Origin of the sequence: Natronorubrum thiooxidans (genome assembly GCF_900156475.1) — an archaeon.
Lineage (GTDB): Archaea > Halobacteriota > Halobacteria > Halobacteriales > Natrialbaceae > Natronorubrum > Natronorubrum thiooxidans.
The window spans coordinates 444,441-460,330 of record NZ_FTNR01000001.1; the positions used below are offsets into that span (position 1 = coordinate 444,441).

20 protein-coding genes are annotated in these 15,890 nt (G+C 62.6%); 9 read left to right on the top strand and 11 right to left on the bottom strand.

Going from position 1 to position 15,890, the window contains the following annotated elements; translation table 11 throughout:
- Positions 1-12: 12 nt before the first annotated feature.
- The 5 genes from BW940_RS02235 to BW940_RS02255 all read right to left on the bottom strand — a co-directional run bounded on the left by BW940_RS02235 (position 13) and on the right by BW940_RS02255 (position 4,492).
- Positions 13-735 carry a helix-turn-helix domain-containing protein gene (locus tag BW940_RS02235; protein ID WP_084776710.1) on the bottom strand — a complete coding sequence of 241 codons (723 nt, stop codon included), beginning with the start codon at positions 733-735 and terminating at the stop codon, positions 13-15.
- A gap of 81 nt (positions 736-816) precedes the next feature.
- The gene (locus tag BW940_RS02240; protein ID WP_076607544.1) at positions 817-1,641 is read right to left on the bottom strand and encodes an MBL fold metallo-hydrolase; all 825 of its coding nucleotides are present in this window, start codon (positions 1,639-1,641) and stop codon (positions 817-819) included.
- 130 nt (positions 1,642-1,771) lie between these two features.
- Positions 1,772-2,155, bottom strand: coding sequence for a DUF2237 family protein (locus BW940_RS02245; RefSeq protein ID WP_076607545.1), 384 nt, complete (start codon positions 2,153-2,155; stop codon positions 1,772-1,774).
- An 81-nt stretch (positions 2,156-2,236) separates the two neighbouring features.
- A complete protein-coding gene (locus tag BW940_RS02250; protein WP_076607546.1) occupies positions 2,237-3,019 on the bottom strand; it encodes a PHP domain-containing protein in 783 nt (260 codons plus the stop codon).
- 63 nt (positions 3,020-3,082) lie between these two features.
- Positions 3,083-4,492, bottom strand: coding sequence for an ATP-binding protein (locus BW940_RS02255; RefSeq protein WP_076607709.1), 1,410 nt, complete (start codon positions 4,490-4,492; stop codon positions 3,083-3,085).
- A gap of 216 nt (positions 4,493-4,708) precedes the next feature.
- Between BW940_RS02255 and BW940_RS02260 the strand changes: the two genes are divergently transcribed.
- Together BW940_RS02260 and BW940_RS02265 are read left to right on the top strand one after the other, a co-directional pair.
- Positions 4,709-5,077 carry a universal stress protein gene (locus BW940_RS02260; protein WP_076607710.1) on the top strand — a complete coding sequence of 123 codons (369 nt, stop codon included), beginning with the start codon at positions 4,709-4,711 and terminating at the stop codon, positions 5,075-5,077.
- 2 nt (positions 5,078-5,079) lie between these two features.
- Positions 5,080-5,643: a GNAT family N-acetyltransferase gene (locus BW940_RS02265; RefSeq protein WP_076607547.1), complete on the top strand. Its 564-nt coding sequence runs from the start codon at positions 5,080-5,082 to the stop codon at positions 5,641-5,643.
- An 18-nt stretch (positions 5,644-5,661) separates the two neighbouring features.
- Here BW940_RS02265 and BW940_RS02270 read toward each other — a convergent pair whose 3' ends face one another.
- Positions 5,662-6,123, bottom strand: a complete 462-nt coding sequence (locus tag BW940_RS02270; protein ID WP_076607548.1) for a universal stress protein — start codon at positions 6,121-6,123, stop codon at positions 5,662-5,664.
- A 127-nt stretch (positions 6,124-6,250) separates the two neighbouring features.
- Here BW940_RS02270 and BW940_RS02275 point away from each other — a divergent pair, with 127 nt between their 5' ends.
- Together BW940_RS02275 and BW940_RS02280 are read left to right on the top strand one after the other, a co-directional pair.
- Positions 6,251-6,718 carry a universal stress protein gene (locus BW940_RS02275; RefSeq protein ID WP_076607549.1) on the top strand — a complete coding sequence of 156 codons (468 nt, stop codon included), beginning with the start codon at positions 6,251-6,253 and terminating at the stop codon, positions 6,716-6,718.
- Between the two features lie 50 nt (positions 6,719-6,768).
- Positions 6,769-8,013, top strand: coding sequence for a DHH family phosphoesterase (locus tag BW940_RS02280; protein WP_076607550.1), 1,245 nt, complete (start codon positions 6,769-6,771; stop codon positions 8,011-8,013).
- 76 nt (positions 8,014-8,089) lie between these two features.
- Here BW940_RS02280 and BW940_RS02285 read toward each other — a convergent pair whose 3' ends face one another.
- The 4 genes from BW940_RS02285 to BW940_RS02300 all read right to left on the bottom strand — a co-directional run bounded on the left by BW940_RS02285 (position 8,090) and on the right by BW940_RS02300 (position 10,290).
- The gene (locus BW940_RS02285; RefSeq protein WP_076607551.1) at positions 8,090-8,788 is read right to left on the bottom strand and encodes a hypothetical protein; all 699 of its coding nucleotides are present in this window, start codon (positions 8,786-8,788) and stop codon (positions 8,090-8,092) included.
- Between the two features lie 74 nt (positions 8,789-8,862).
- Positions 8,863-9,291 carry a DUF5807 family protein gene (locus BW940_RS02290; RefSeq protein ID WP_076607552.1) on the bottom strand — a complete coding sequence of 143 codons (429 nt, stop codon included), beginning with the start codon at positions 9,289-9,291 and terminating at the stop codon, positions 8,863-8,865.
- Positions 9,292-9,424: 133 nt separating this feature from the next.
- Complete coding sequence (locus BW940_RS02295) at positions 9,425-9,862, bottom strand: DUF7112 family protein (RefSeq protein WP_076607553.1); 438 nt, start codon at positions 9,860-9,862, stop codon at positions 9,425-9,427.
- Positions 9,863-9,888: 26 nt separating this feature from the next.
- On the bottom strand, positions 9,889-10,290 hold the full coding sequence (locus BW940_RS02300; protein ID WP_076607554.1) for a 30S ribosomal protein S6e: 402 nt from the start codon (positions 10,288-10,290) through the stop codon (positions 9,889-9,891).
- A gap of 133 nt (positions 10,291-10,423) precedes the next feature.
- On the opposite strand from BW940_RS02300, the gene BW940_RS02305 reads away from it, so the two are divergent.
- The 5 genes from BW940_RS02305 to BW940_RS02325 all read left to right on the top strand — a co-directional run bounded on the left by BW940_RS02305 (position 10,424) and on the right by BW940_RS02325 (position 14,335).
- Positions 10,424-10,708 (top strand): hypothetical protein, encoded by a 285-nt coding sequence (locus BW940_RS02305; RefSeq protein ID WP_076607555.1) that lies wholly within the window; start codon positions 10,424-10,426, stop codon positions 10,706-10,708.
- Between the two features lie 309 nt (positions 10,709-11,017).
- Complete coding sequence (locus tag BW940_RS02310) at positions 11,018-12,142, top strand: DUF1214 domain-containing protein (RefSeq protein WP_084776711.1); 1,125 nt, start codon at positions 11,018-11,020, stop codon at positions 12,140-12,142.
- Between the two features lie 231 nt (positions 12,143-12,373).
- The gene (locus tag BW940_RS02315) at positions 12,374-13,057 is read left to right on the top strand and encodes a TetR/AcrR family transcriptional regulator (RefSeq protein ID WP_173834832.1); all 684 of its coding nucleotides are present in this window, start codon (positions 12,374-12,376) and stop codon (positions 13,055-13,057) included.
- Positions 13,054-13,989: a hypothetical protein gene (locus BW940_RS02320; protein WP_076607557.1), complete on the top strand. Its 936-nt coding sequence runs from the start codon at positions 13,054-13,056 to the stop codon at positions 13,987-13,989. The genes BW940_RS02315 and BW940_RS02320 overlap by 4 nt, the downstream gene beginning before the upstream one ends.
- 4 nt (positions 13,990-13,993) lie before the next feature.
- Complete coding sequence (locus tag BW940_RS02325; protein ID WP_076607558.1) at positions 13,994-14,335, top strand: hypothetical protein; 342 nt, start codon at positions 13,994-13,996, stop codon at positions 14,333-14,335.
- 122 nt (positions 14,336-14,457) lie between these two features.
- Here BW940_RS02325 and BW940_RS02330 read toward each other — a convergent pair whose 3' ends face one another.
- Positions 14,458-15,867, bottom strand: coding sequence for an APC family permease (locus BW940_RS02330; RefSeq protein ID WP_076607559.1), 1,410 nt, complete (start codon positions 15,865-15,867; stop codon positions 14,458-14,460).
- Between the last annotated feature and the right edge of the window lie 23 nt (positions 15,868-15,890).

Consider the following 15,890-nt stretch of genomic DNA (forward strand, 5'->3'; position numbering starts at 1 on the left):
ATATTTGAGCCGTCACTCTGGCCGATCGAGAAGCTTCGCTTCGGCCTTCCGGAGGTGTTCGAGAAACGTCGACTCGGCGATTTCGAGTTCCGCGGCGAGGTCGGCGGCCGAGACCTCCCGCGGCCAGCGGTAGTAGTGGCGGCTGCGGGCGAGTTCGAACACTTCCCGCTGGCGTTCCGAGAGGCGATCGGTCCGGAACATCCCGCTCACGACGTCGTTGCGAAGCGCCGTCATCAACTCCACCGTGATCGACGCTGACTGTTCGTCGCGGATCTCGTCCAGCTTTTTCCGGACGGTATCCCGATTCTCGTGGGTGACGACCGTCCAGTACTCGCGGCCGCCAGTGATGCGGACGGGTTCGTCGGGGATGAACCCGCGCGAGACGAGCGCGTCGTTGATACTGTTCGCGAGATCGTACTGGACGATGAGTCCGGTCGTCGCGTTCTCCGTCCGGGGTGTCGTCGCCGCTGTCGCTCGATGCTGGTCGATCGACCAAACCGAATCGACCAGCGACGACGCCTCGATCGCGTCGACGAGCGTCTCGAGGTCCGCCGTCGACCGCGCGTAGGCGGTAAACCGACCGGTCGCCATGCCGTCGATCCGGTGGACGCCGTGGCCGAGCAGTCCGCCGGCCGTGTTCGCGGTGACCTCGAGCGTCCAGCAGTCGGGATGCCAGATGTTGAGTTGTAACCGCGAGCCGACGTCGATCCGGTCGGTGGTGTTCGAGTTCGGCAAGACGTTCCTGCTCTATGCAGAGCGGTCGAATAAACCTGTTCGTCGCCGGGAATCGTCCGTTCGGACGTGAAAGACCCGCAATCAGAGATCGTACTGTTCGCCGTCGACTGCCAACGGCTCCGCGAACGCCTCGTCGGCTGGGTAGTAGTGGGCGAGATGGACCAGCCGCGTCCGCTCGGCGTTCAGGTCGTCGGCCAACTCGAGGGCCCCCTCTCGCGTCATGTGTTTCGTCCCGAACGTTCGGGGGACTCCGGCCTCGTTCTCGTGGCGACCGCCCAGCGGATGGTACTCACAGAGGGCTGCGGGGACGATTGCGTCCGCGAGCAACAGATCGGGATCGGCGAGCACCCTCCGGGAGGGCTCAGGAATGTCGTAGCTCGTATCGCCGGATAGCGACAGTTTCGCGCCCGTTTCGGGGTCTTCGATCGCAACGCCGTAACAGACCAGCGGTGGATGTTCGACCGGCACCAGCGTCACGTCGAAGCCACAGACTCGAACCGGCTCGAGCGGCGTCGTCGGATGGACCTTGAGCATCTCAAGGTAGTGATAATCGTCGCGGACCGTCTCGGCGACGCTTTTGTCCGTCTTGGGATCGGTTTCGTCGGCTGCGTAGACGTCGAGTGCGTCCACGACACGAAAGACGTTGCCCAGCCCGTCGAGGTGGTCGAAGTGGATGTGCGTAATGACGGCAGCATCCGGCAGGGCCACGTCCTCGCGCAGGAACTGTGTGCGAAAGTCCGGGCTGAAATCGATCAGCAGCGACTCGCCGGTGCGTTCGTTCTCAACGTGGACCGAAAACCGGGTGCGTTCGATGTCGCGCTCGCGGGCCGTCTCGCAGGTGTCACAGTCACAGCCGACGGTCGGCGTGCCGGTCGTATCGCCCGTCCCGAGCAGCGTTACGCGCACAGCTCGAGATCACCCCTGCACTCGCCGGACGGTGCGACCGAATCGACGGCGTTCTCGTCTCTCGATTCATCGCTCATAGGATTCGATTGGCAGGCAGGGCATATGGGTTTTCCCCGCGGCGACGTAGCAATCACCTCGCGTCGCCGTTGCCGTCGTACTCGTGGGCTCGCAACAGGTCCGGTTCGACGTCACGCAGGACCGCCTCGTGGGTCGCCTCGAGCACGACGGGCGGTGCACAGTCCGCCTCGACTGCGTCGAGCCACCGGCCAAGACAGAGACACCACCGATCACCGGGCTCGAGGCCGGGGAAGTCGAACTCGGGGTTGGGCGTGATGAGGTCGTTGCCGTTGGCCTTACTGAACTCGAGAAACGACTCGGTCATCACGGCACAGAGTTCGTGACGGCCCCGATCGCTCTCGACGCGCCGACAGCAGCCATCTCGGAGAAACCCGGTCATGGGATCCGTGCTGCAGGGCTCGAGCTCCGTTCCGTAGACGTTCCGATCCGTAGTCATTGCCGGAGCGTTGGCTGCCGCGGGCAAAAGCAGTCGGGTACCGGACACGCCTCGCCTCGAGTGCCCGCTTGTGACTCACGCTCACTCGAGGCCCGGCGGACTGACCGGCTCGAGGTCCCGGCTCGCGAGATACGCCTCGAGAAACGCGGCTCGGTCGCCGATTTCGGCCGGCCGATGGGAGTCGGTCCCAACGGTGACGGCCACGTCGTACTCCCGAAGCACCTCGAGAAACGCCTCGTCGGGGTGGACGATCGTCGTCTCCGCCGTTGCGCGCCCGGCGTTGATCTCGGGGACCGTCCGCGAGTCGGCCAGCGCTCGAGCGACGCGGTCGTAGTGATCCGTCGTCGCACGGCCGCGTAACGGTGGTGTCCGCTCGATCAGGTCGAGGTGGGCGGCGACGTCGAACAGTTCCGACTCGATCAGCGAGACGAGCGTCTCGAAGTAGTCATCCACGACCGCGTCGAGGTCACCCTCGCTCAGCCCCGTAAAATTCCCCGGCACCTGCACGTTCAGCCCGTCAACGGCGTGGACGCTACCGAGTGTGTACTCGAAGTCGGCCTCGGCGAGAAACTCCCGAATCGCGCGCTCGTCGCGGGGATCGTAATCCATCTCGACGCTGTCGTAAATCTCGAGCGAGACGTCGCTGCGGTCACGAAGTTCGTCGATCGCCCGGCGGCGGCGCTCGTAGGTCAGATCCAGATTGAAGCCGTAGACGTTGCGAACGGTCGCCGGCCGGTCGCGAGCGGAGATCGTACAGTGGTCCGTCAGCCCGATTCCCTCGAGGCCGGCGCTGTCGGCGGCCTGTACCATCCCCTCGAGAAACCGGCCGTCGGAGTAGTTCGTATGCGTATGGAAATCGTGCATACCCCGACGACAACAGGTGGGCAGTTGGGCGTTTCGCCCGGCACTGTCGACACCGCTGTCGGCTCAGTGGCTGTGGTCGTGATCGTGGTCGTGGTCGTGTGAGTGACCACCGTCGCCGCTGAGGTCGCCGCCGGCGACGAGTGCGTCGTGATCGCCGCCCATCATGTCCATGTTCTTCAGCGTATCCCGTTCTTCGAACTCCTCGACGGCGTCGAGCAGATCCTGCTGTGTCAGCGTCGTCCGGTCTTCGGTCAAGGCCTCGAGGACGGCTTCCCGGAGGACCATCCGGAGGTCGCTGCCGGTCAGTCCCTGGGTGACCTCGGCGATAAGCTGCGGGTCGAACTCCTCGATATCCATCGTGCGGGTGATGAGACCGAGGATGTCCGCCCGCATGCCGCGGTCGGGTTTGGGGAAGTTGATGATCTCGTCGAAGCGCCGCCAGGCGGCGTCGTCTAACTGGTCGGGGTGGTTCGTCGCCCCGATGAGCAAGACGTCGTCATCGATCAGCGAGATGTTGTCGATGCTTTTGAGCAGGGTGTTGACGGCGCGTTTGAGCGCGGCGTGTTCGTCGCTGCGACGGGTCTTGGCGACGAAGTCGAACTCGTCGATAAAGAGGATACACGGCGAGAGCCGTTTTGCGACCTCGAACGTCTTGTCGACGTTTTTGGCCGTCTCGCCGAGATACTGGCTCGTGATCATCGAGAGTTTGACCTCGACGAACGGCAGATCCATGTCCTGAGCGAGTGCCTGTGCCGTCGACGTCTTGCCGGTTCCCGGCGGGCCAACGAACAGCAGTTTCCCGATCTCGCGCAGGCCGATGTTCGCGAGGTAATCGCGATGTTCGATCGCCTTCGCGATCTTGTCGAGTTCGTTCTCCTGGTCCTTGGTCAACACGAGGTCGTCCAGGGACATGTCGACCTCCTCTGGGGCGCGGACCTCGACGAGGTCGAGCATCTCCTCGTCGTCTTCCTCATCGAAATACTCCTCGAGTAAGCCGTCGATCCAGACGCGGTCGGCCTGGATCGGGCGGTTCTGTTCCCGGGCTTCCTCGTGGGTGACGTCGAATGTGTCGCCGAACTCCTCGTGGGTCGTGAAGTGTTTGGCCAGCGTCGGGTTCTCGAGCAGGCGGTCGTCGTCGACGCGCTCGGCGAACCACTGTTCGGCCATCGCTTCCTCGACGAGGGTGATGGTCCCCGAGAACTCGTCGCGGTCGGTAAACATCAACTCCGAGACCGCCGCCCAGGGCTGGCCGATGCCAGTCGCTTCACGGGCGGTGTTGTTCGTGGCTGAGAGCGGCCGACTGATGCCGGCGTGTTTGCGGCCGCCTCCCTCGTCGCCGTCGTTGTCGACGCCACCGGACCAGTATACTTGCCGGTACGACGGTGGGAGATCGTTCTCATCCAGCGTTCGATCGTCCGAATACACGCTCGTCGTGAGCAGAAACTCCACGACATCGAGCGCCGCATCACTCATTCGGTCAACGTATTCACCACACGGTCTTAACGTCGTCGTCATACGCAACGCATGCGGGAGATACGCTTACTCGCACTCGAGTCCCTCTCTAGTACCCTCCCACGCGTCGACCGCAGGGTCGAATCGATTTTCACCGCCAGATTCGACCCTGCAGGTCAGGCGTGCGATGCCACTAGTGGCACAACGGTTTTCGTCCATCAGTGCACACGCATGTGTATGAACGTCCTAGTGGGTCTCGTTGGAAGCGATGAATCGATCAAAACGCTTCGGCGGACGATCGATCGGACGGAGGAGGTCGGCGACGATCTCACCGTTGCTATCGTCGACAAACCCGAGGCGAAACGCTCACAAGCGGAGATGACACAGCAGGCGGAGACACTCCTCACGGACGCAGCCGTCGACGCGGAAGTCATCACGCTCGAGGGAGACCCGGGCAGCTCCCTGGTCGATTACGCCGAACAGGGCGAGTACGATCAGCTGGTAATCGGGGGCGGAACCCTGAGCCCGATGGGGAAGATTCAGCTTGGCCCGATCACCGAGTTCGTCCTTCTGAACGCACCGACAACGGTCAAACTGGTGCGATAACGATGGCTGGAACACGACCGTATCCCGACGGGCCGTCCGGACCGTTCCCCTCCCCCACGACGACGTTCGAGGATGGGGACGGACGATCTATCGAGATCAGCGCCGAAGCCGACTTCGAGGAGACCCTCGAGGACGCCGTCGACATGTACGATCAGTTCGATCCCACCGATCGAGCACAGGGGATTCCACCGACTGGGCGATCACGCATCCGCAACTGGCTCGAGACGATCGCCGACGAGAGCGCCAACGTCGTCGCCCGCCACGGCGATGACGTCGTCGCACATGCCACGCTGGTCCCCGACACCGACGATCCGTCGTCGGTCGCGGACAAGGGCGATATCGAGTGGGAACTCGCGATCTTCGTCTTACAGGACTACCAGCGCGCCGGGATCGGGACGGAACTCCTCAAGCATCTGCTCGGGCACGCGAGTGACATCGGGATCGAACGCGTGTGGTTGACCGTCGAACGCTGGAACAACCCAGCGATCGCCCTCTACGAACGCGTCGGCTTCGAGTCGACCGGTACCGAAAGCTTCGAACAAGAGATGGCGATCCGGCTCGAGTGACGTTCGGAGACGCCTGGACTACACCGAGAGAACCGGCTGGCTCGCATACGCAAGCACGTACTCCGCGGCTTTCTCGAGGACTTCCGCCGAGGCGGCGTCGGTGACCGGTTCTCTCGGAAGCACAATAAAGTCGGCATCGATCGAATCGGCAGTGTCGAGAACGACGTTGCCGGGATGGCGCGTCTTGCGCGTCTGTGAGAAGCCGTCGTCGACGGCGGTCACGAGTGGAACGTCTGCCGTCTCTGCGACGGCCTGTATCTCGTCGAAGAAGCCCTGCGTATCCGCTGCGATGGCCTCTTCGTCGACGGTGCCGGCGTTCATCCCGCGAACGACGCCGCGGCCGAGCACGAACAGAGCGTGGACCGAGGCATCGTAGCGGTCAGCGACGGCAACGGCGTACTCAACGGCGGTCGCGGATTCCTCGCTTCCGTCGACCGGCGCGAGAACAGTCTCGACGGTAAACGGCTCGCTGTCGTCCATACGCGGTGGTGTGTTCCCCGGCGTCAAAAAGCCACCCGACAATCGCTCGTGACCGTTCCTGATTCTCGCGTCGGCTCACGATGAAGAGTCGCCGGTGTTTAAGCCGTCTCGGTCGTAATCCCCACGTATGTTCGACACGGTTGTGGTCGCGACTGACGGCTCCGAGAGTGTCAAGCGGGCCATCGACGTTGCACTCGATCTCGCGGATCGATTCGACGCCGAGGTGCACGCGCTCTCGGTCGTCGACGCCAGCGAGGTCGACGCCTCACCCCAACAGCTTCGGGACGAACTGCGAACCGCCCTCGAGACGACCGCCGACGCCGCACTCGCGACCGTCGAGGAGCGTGCGGACGAGGATACCGAGATCACGACCGCCGTCCGCGAGGGCCGACCCGCAGCCGAGATCTGTGAGTACGCCCGCGAGATCGACGCCGATCTGGTCGCGACCGGGACCCGCGGCCGTCACGGCGAGAACCGCCTTCTGCTCGGCAGCGTCGCCGAACGAATCGTTCGCACCTCGCCCGCCCCCGTCCTCTCCGTTCGACAACTCGATCCGATGGCTGGAGACGAGGCCGACGGCGCGCCAGTCCGGTAACGCCGCGCCAGAGGGCAAGTCACTTCCCCGCCCGACTCGCAAAACTACCCATGTACGACGAACTCATCGATAGCGGCGATCTCTCGATCGCCCGGAAGTCGGTTCTGCCGGGCACTGGCTTTTTTCTGCCCGATACTCTCGAGGACGACCTCGAGGACGAACAGACGGCAGCCGCACTCGAGGGAGCCGACGTCGCCGTCATCGCCGACCCTGACGCCGACGGCCTAGCCTGCGTGGCGCTGATTCGAGAGGCCTACAACGACGTCCAGCAGATCCCGGAACCCGACGGCGAACCGACTGACGCCTCGGACGCGGCCGATGCCGTCGACGACGCAGACGAGGAAACCGTCAGTCTCGCCGGCGAGGCCGACGAACCGCTCGGGGAGCCCGAACCCACGCCCCACACCGTCGCCCTGATTCCCGCAAGCCCGCACAACGTCGAGGACGCGCTGGCGCGGGTCGCCGAGTACGGCGACGAGGGGATCGACATCTTCGTCTGTGACCTCGCGCCGGACCGCTACGAGTACGTCGAGGAGGAACTTGAGGCAGCCCTCGAGACCGGGGCCAGCGTCGAATGGTACGACCACCACCAGTGGGGCGACGACGTCGCCGCGTCGGTGCGCGACGCCGGGGCAACGCTAGTCGTCGGCGACTCCGACAAGGAGTGTAGCGCGGACGTCGTCTACCGCTCGCTCGAGTACGAGTTCGGTCCGATGTACGAGGAACTGGCCACCGTGACACGGGATCACGACCTCTGGCTGCGCGAGGACCCACGCAGCGACGACCTCGCAGACTACGCCTACTGGACCGACCCTGTCGAGTACGTCGAGGTCGTCCGCGAGTACGGCGTCGACCTGCCCGATTGGGTTCGTGAGTTCCTCGAAGAACGCCGCGTCGAAAAGGAGGCGCTGATCGAGCAGGCAGTCGGTCGCTCGGAGTTCCGCGACATCGGCGGCTACTCGGTCGGGATCACCTACGGCCGCTGTTCACAGAACGAGGTCGCCGAAGCGATGCGTGAGCAGGGGGCCGACGCCTCTGTCGTCGTCAAACCCGCCGGCTCGGCCTCGATTCGGGGCACCGACGAGTTCCAGTTGTGTCACAAGGTCGCGGGCAAGGTCAACGGCGGCGGCCACCCGAAGGCTGCGGGCTGTAAACCCGACATCTACGACGATATGCTCGACTACGCGAACCACTGGACGACCCGCGGCGCGGTGACGAAACAGGTCATCCTCGATGCGTTCCGTGACGTCGTCGCCGAGGCCGACGCGGCGGACGACGAACAGGCCGACGAGTAGCTGACTCGAGAACCACCCCAAATCGAACCGAGAACGACCCTCGAGCGTCTCGAGGGTGTAAATTCGAACCTGCTGACTACTCCTGAGAGAGCACGTACCGCATCACGAGCTGGAGGACGTGGACGAACACACCAGCGACAGCGATGTAGACGCCGATGGTCTGGAGAGCGACCGAGGCGTTGCGCTGATCGCGGACCTGCCAAATTTCGTAGCCCAGCCGGAGCAAAAAGCCAAGGAAGATGAGCACGAAGCCGACCAGCAACAGCACCTGCAGGACGAACGTCCCGACGAGAATGACACCGATACCGCCGAGGAACGCGTAGTTCGCGAACCGACCCCAGTGTTCGAACGTCCTCGAGCGCGCGTAGACGTACCCCGAGACCAGTGCCGTCAGCAGTGCGGTGATGACGGCCGTCATTCCGAGCACCAGCAGCTGTGTCTCCTGTGGGACAAACGAGATGATTCCGGCACCGAAGATCCCGAAGGCCAGTTGCAACACGGCCATGCCGATGAAGGCCACTCCCATATCGCCGTTCGTCACCCCTCGCTCGGCGATCAGTTCTCCGCCCATGATCGCCGCCCCGTAGACAACCACGCCGATGATCGGAAACGCAAAGAGATAGTCGTTGACCACTGCAAGCGGCGTCACCGCGAAGACGTACATCAACGCGACGGTGATCGTCATCAATCCGGTCGCGCCGCCGATCACCCGCACCTCGCGACTCGAGAGGCCGAAGCCACGGCCTGTCTCGTGTGGAGTTTCGAAAGAACTCATGACTCGAGTGTACGCCGTCTGGTCGCAAAAGAATGGTCTTTGCGCCCGACCAGTGTCTGCACCGCTTTCACCGCTTAGGCATCGGCGGGGTTCCAGCGGTCCGAGTACGCCGTTCCACACGTACACTGCGCGTACGCGTGAATGACGTCCCCCTCGGCGTAAATCCCGCCAACGTCCTCGTTCTGTTCTTCTGCGAAGGCAAAGATGAACTGGACCTCGTGGTCGCCGTCGCCCGGCGTCTCCGGGCAGGTGCCGCCAGTGAGATCCGCATCGATGATGCCCTCGAGGTCCATCGCCGATTTGGCGAACTGCATCGCCTCCATCCCGGTCGCTGCCTGAAACGCGTTCCGGCCGCGCTCGCCGTCGACGACGATCAAGACGCCGTCGTCGACGCGCTCGCCGAACTCCGCCAATCGGTCGTCGGAGACGTACGAGTCAGCCAGAAACAACGCGACGTCATCCGGACGGTCACCGGCTAGGAACTCCTCGCGTGGGTCAGTCATACCCCCGTATTCCCGCTCGAGGTGGAAAAAAGGCGCTATACTGGTTCCCGCCGGCCGGCAGCTATCGGCAATCGAACAGCTATCGCTGTCGGTGGCGGCGGCGGTGGATTCGACCCTCGAATCTACAAGCGGGTTACTGCTCTTCGAGATCCGAGGCGATATCCTGCAAACTACTGCTTGGGGGCTCGTGAGCGTCGTAGTAGACGGTCTCACCCGGGGAGCGAAGTCCGTAGAGGAACTCGGGTTCGATGACGTCGACGAGAACCGAGCCGCCCATCGCCACGCCGTGGTCGTCGACCCAGTCGGCGAGGCGATCGGTCGCTCCGGTTGGATCGCGAGCCAGATCGGGCGTGTCGTAGATACCGGGGATCGAGAGGTCGTCACCGGTCAGCGCTCGTTCGACCCGTGCGAAACACTCGTCGCCGTCGAGGACGACGCGGACGACCTCGTCGGTCGGAAACGCGTCTCGATCGTCGGCCGGTACCTCGAGACGGACGCCGGTTGCCGTCTCCGTACACGTTGACCTGACCGTCTGCACTGACGGGTGGTCACTCGAAATTCGGTCTGCCATTGACGAACAAAGAATTCGGCTGGGGGTTACTCGTCGGCGTCTTCGGCGTCGCCGAGGAGCGTGTCGATGTCGGTGCTGCCGTGGTCGACGACCGAGGCGTTGATCTGTGCGACAGCGTCGGACACTTCGCGACCGCGAACCGTGATACGGCGGCGCTCGCCGTCACGCGATGGTTTGTAGCCCGTCTGTCGCTCGTTCATCAGCACTTCTTTCAGGTTTGCGCCGGCGACGTCCGGGTTGAGTGGTCGCCCAGCTTCGTCCGAGCCACCGGTGATCTCGAGCGTGTAGCCGTCGAGGCCGACTGCCCCGCCGTCGACTTCCTCGCCGATCGACTTGCCGATGAACCGGTTTGCGTCCTGTTCTTCCGCCTCAAGCTGGTAGGACGACCCGGAATCGGGGTCGCCGACGACGACAGTGAAACTTACCATGTGCAACGGAAGACGGCCGTCGCTCAAAAGAACATCGATACGACCTACGAGTGTGCCCTGTGATCGGGTTCGACTTCGACCGGCAGCGGCTTCGGCTCGAACAGTCAAGTACGTCGCCCGCCTACGAACAGCTGTGTTTATCGATCCCGAACGACTCGAGGCCCGGCTGCGCGACGAGTTCGACGGTACGGTGGGACAGGCTCGTGTCGTGGTTCGACAAGCCGTCGACCTCGCGGACGCTGGGCAGTATCAGGCCGATGTGGGTGCGACACTGACCACCGACGTCGTCATCGAGGAGCTCTCGGATGCCCCCGACGGGACGCCGCCGGAGCGGTGGAACTGGTGGATCGGCTCGCTCGAACTCGCCTACGGCGGCTACAGTCAGTTCGGGATTCGACGGTATCGGGACCTCGACTGAGTGTCGCTTCAATTGTAAATGTCGTAGTGCATCTCTCCGTTCAAAAAACCAAATTCAATTTGTTTCCTCGAGTCGCTTGCAAGATACAGGGCGCGAATGTAGCATCTGGCAACGTTCAAGAACGTCTATGTACTTGACTGGCCGGTAGAATCATCATAACTTACGGAGCAGAGTTCATCATCAAGTCAATACTATCCTCTTGTCATGATATAATTTCAAATTATCGTCAACGTATTATATAGGGCGCTGATGTGCGAGAGTGTGAGTCGATCCCATCCACGGTGTAGGGCACTCAGAGAGACATACGCCATGAGCGATAAGACACACCACACGACGAGGAAATCGGATGCTGAACCGCTGCGAGCAACCCGCCGCACCGCGCTTCGCGGAGCGGGTCTCGCCGGCTTACTCGCGATGGGCGGCGGCAGCGCCACTGCCAGCCAACACTCCCCGAAGGCGAATACCCACCTGGCTGAAAACGAGACAGACGAGCCAGTCCCGGTAATGTGGGAGAACTACCCGCGCGCAGAGTCCGACACGTACCTCGCGCGATACGCCGAACTGGGCGGGTTCGGAGCGTTCTATCACCTCCGAGAGCTGGTCCCCATCGACGAGCAGAACGTCATCCAGATGAATCGTGATACGCTCTACTCGGCTGGCGTCTTCGACCTGACCGAGCCGGTCACCGTCACCCAACCGGACACCGGTGACCGCTACCAGTTGCTGATCGTCATCAACCAGGATAACTACTTGCGGGGATCGTCCACAACCGCCGGCGAATACACGCTGACACAGGACGACGTCGGGACGCGGTACTGTCTGGTCCTGGTCCGCACCTTGTTCGATCCGAACGATCCCGACGACGTCGAGACCGTCCACGCCATCCAGGACGAGATCACGGCAAGTCAGGAATCGATCGGGACGTTCGAGATCCCCAACTGGGATCAGGACTCACTCGAGGGAATCCGCGAGGCGCTCATCACGGTCGGAGAGACGATGGACGACTCCCGGGGCGTGTGGGGCGACGCCGACGAGGTCGATCCCGTCAAGCATTTCCTCGGCACCGCGATCGCCTGGGGTGGCAGTCCAGAGACGGACGAGTTCGTTCTCTGGCGAACGCCCGAACAGAACGACGGCGAAACGTCATATACGCTCACCGTCGACGACGTCCCTGTCGACGGGTACTGGTCGGTCACCGTCTACAATAGCGAGTGGTACCTCGAAGAAAACGAGTACGACGCATACTCGATCAACAACGTAACCGCAGAGCGAGACGACGACGGCAGCGTCACGATTCATTTCGGCGGTGATCACGACCAGCCGAACTTCCTCTACACACCAGAGGGGTGGAACTATACGGTCCGGCTCTACGAGCCGCGCGAGGAGATTCTCGACGGGAGCTATCAATTCCCTGAAACCCAGCCTGTCGAGTAACAAGGGCGCGGCCATCGATGTTCTGGCGACTGAACTGGCGTGACTTGACCGTCGCTCGTCTTCCACTTCGCACTGACGGTCGTGCTGAACTCCTGCTCTGCGTGTTGCAGGCGGTTACTGCCTGTTATCAGTTCTATCTGCCACGATCTGAGCTGAGAGATGCATAAATTGAGGATTGAAGCACCACTGAGACCGAAACAGCTTTTCGGGACCTGACTGACTAGTCAGACAGTGACCAACCCCGACATCCGTGATGCGATCATGACTGCGACGTACGAAGCACTCTGTGAGGAGGGATACAGCGATCTCACCGCCCAGGCGATCGCCGACCGGACCGATCGGAGCAAGTCCGCGCTGTTCTATCACTACGGCTCGAGAGAAGCGATCGTCGCCGAGTTCATCGAGTACCTGATCGAGGGGATCGAATTGCGAGTCGCCAAAACGCGGGATCGACCGGCACTCGAGCGGCTCGCGGCCTTCGTCGACTGGTTTCTCTCCGAGCCGGACGACGACGAGCGAGCGTTTCACACCGCGTTGCTCGAACTCCGAGCACAGGCACCCTACAACGACGTGTTCCGGGCGAAACTCCGCGAGAGCAACGACCGTCTTCAACGTGCCCTCGAGGAGATCCTCCGGGACGGGCTCGAGGAGGGAGTCTTTCAGGCACACGACCCGGAAGCCGTCGCGGCACTCCTCCTTGCGGCGTTCGACGGCGCACAGATCCGTCAGGTAACGCTCGGGCGAAACGAATACCTCGAGACGATCCGTGCTGGAACGGTCGATCACGTCCTCGCGGACATCCTCAAGCCGGACGTCGAGTTTCCGGAGACAGTCGCGTTCGAATTCCCGCCCGACGAGCGGCTGCGTGATTCGAGTACCGCCGATGAACGAACCGAACGAGATACGGTGAGATGACTGGCACCACTTCAAACACGATCCGACGTTTCGCCCGCTCGAGTACTGACGGGTCGGCGACCGAACTGCCGTCGTCGGTCCGGACCGTCGTCGACGAGTCGTTGTCGCCGCCCGACCGGTCGCTTCCTGCCGCGTTGTGTACGGTCGCCGGCGAGTGCAGCGACGACGCGGCCGATCACAGGGTAAATCCGGACATCGACCGTCTCGAGCGGGTCCTCGAACCGGTCGGTGACGCGGTCAGATACCTCGAGGGATACGTTCGGCTTCGACTCGCGATGGGTTCGGTTGGTGGCAACGCTGGTGTGACAGCCGAGCCGGCGACTGACTGGCTCGCGGAGCCGTCAGTCGATCGGGACGCGGCGATTCTCGCCAGCGATTCGCTTCACGCGACAGCCTATGCGACGATTGCCGAGACGCCGCTACCCGACGACCGACTGCTCGAACTGTACCGACTCCTGACACAGGGATCGACGGCGCTTGCCCACCGGTCGTTCCCCCAGTTCGACACGGAGACGCCAGTCAACGCTCGAGTCAGTGTGGAGGCGACGCTTGCGGGTGTTGCCGGCGCACTCGGCGTGACCGCTGTCGGTGGATCGACCGAAACACGCAGATGCCTGCGGCGCTACAGCCATGCAATAATGATCGCACTCGCGTCCCAGTCGACGGTCGGGACCGACGACACCAGACCTCGAGCGACGGCCATCGCTGTCCTTTCTGGGCAACGGACACCGCGTATCGTGGAACCACGGGCTCGCGTCAAGCACTGTAGTTCGACCGTCACGAACGCCCTCGAGCGAGCGCGAACAGCCCTCGAACCGCTCGATTCGGATGCGATTTCGAGGGAGGTCGACCGTGTATCCGCCGAGACACTGCCACCGCTCGTCCGCCTCGAGCGAGCGACACGACTGCCGTTTCAGGACGGTCGAACGTAGTCCAATGCGCGCGTGTACACGGCCGATCTGGCCCGCATACATCCTGTCGGCGTTCGTTGCCGGCCTCGGCCACTGGTATTTCGGCGAGTGGAAACGCGGCGTGAGCTGGTTTCTCCTCTATGCGCTCGCGCTTGCGTTCCTGAGCGCTCGGACGCTTTCGGGTGCACTCGAGGTCGACGAGCCGTTTTTCGTGACGGCGCTACAGTTCGAATCGGTCAGTTACACTGACGTCGCCGTTCCGCTTGCCGTCCTGATCGTCTGTTTGCTCGACGTCTATCTTATCGGGCTGACGAAACGGGCAGCGGAGGCGACGCCATCGAACGAATCCCACTCAAATGACTGCTGACGTGTCCGGTCACAAAACTGTATGTTGCCGCTCCGACCGCTTCAGACGGACTGCTGTCCGTTAGGTCCGGCGCGATCGCGACCCCGCGTGCGGTTGCCGGGACACGGGGACGGCAACCCGTCTTAGTCGTCGTTTAACGCGTTGATTCTCTGGACCACTTCTTCGGATGTCTCGACCGATGTTTCGCCCGAGAGCGCATAGAAGACGACACCGAGAACACACCAGCCGAGGACGATGAGCCACTCGTATGGCCAGACCAGTGCAGATTGGCCGCCGGGCAGGTAGAGCGAGATGAAAATCGCCGTCAGCACGAACGCAACGATGCCGACGACGGAGCCACCCGGAACCTTGTATGGTCGTTCCATCTCGGGTTCACGGTAGCGAAGCACCAGGAAGGAGACGACGACGAGGAACCAGGCGACGACGATGCCGAGTCCACCGGCGTTGACGATCCACGTGAGCATCTGTTCGCCGAAGAACGGGGCAATCGCGGACAGTCCGCCGACCAGTAGGATCGCGTTGCTCGGGGTGTTATGTTCCGGATGGACTTTCCCGAGCGATTTCGGAATCATCCCCGATTCGGCGAGTGCAAAGAGGGCACGACTGCCGCCGATGATGAACGCGTTCCAGCTCGTCATGATCCCTGCAACGCCTGCAAGTGCCATCAGCTGCCCAGCAGCGGTACTGCTGTACAGCACCTCCATTGCCGTCGCCGCGGGGAGGGCGCTGTCGACGAGTTCCGTACCCGGAAGCGCACGACTGGAGCCCCAGATGACGGCCATATAAAACAGCGCAGCCATGCTAACTGACAGTATGATCAAGAGCCCCAGCGTTCGGGCCGGAATGTCGGCTTCTTCCGCTGACTGTGGAATAACGTCGAACCCGACAAACATGAACGGCGTCATCAACACGACAGCGAAGATACCGGCCGTTCCAGCCCCGAAGGATGGATCGGGCGATGGCTGCCCGTTGGTCACCGCACCGGCGATCAACACGACACCGGCGAACGCGATGACGACGGTCATGATGATCTGGAACTGTGCAGCGATTCGAATGCCGATGTAGTTCAGGTACGTAATACCGATCGTTCCCAGCACACCGACGAGGATCCAGGTGGCGTACACCGGCTCGCCGGCGACCTCCCAGAGCGGGATCGCATCGAACCCGGGAACGATAAACGCCATCGCGGACGGAAGAGCCACCGCCTCGAAGGCAGCGACTGTGACGTAGCCAAAGATGATCGCCCAGGTACAGACGAACGAGCCGATCGGACCCAGCGCACGAAGGCTGTAGACGTGTTCGCCACCGACCAACGGCATCGACGACGCCAGTTCACTGTAAATGATCGCCACGATACCGACGACAATCCCCCCTGCAACGAACGCGGTGATCGCACCCAGTGGACCTCCTTCATTGACCCAATCCCCTGCGAGAATGATCCATCCCCAGCCGATCATCGCGCCAAACGCCAAGATCAGCATTTCCTTGCTCCCCAACGCCTTTTCTAATCCGCTTTGTGTTGTATCTGACATAGTTGTCGTCCTTGACTTCCGTT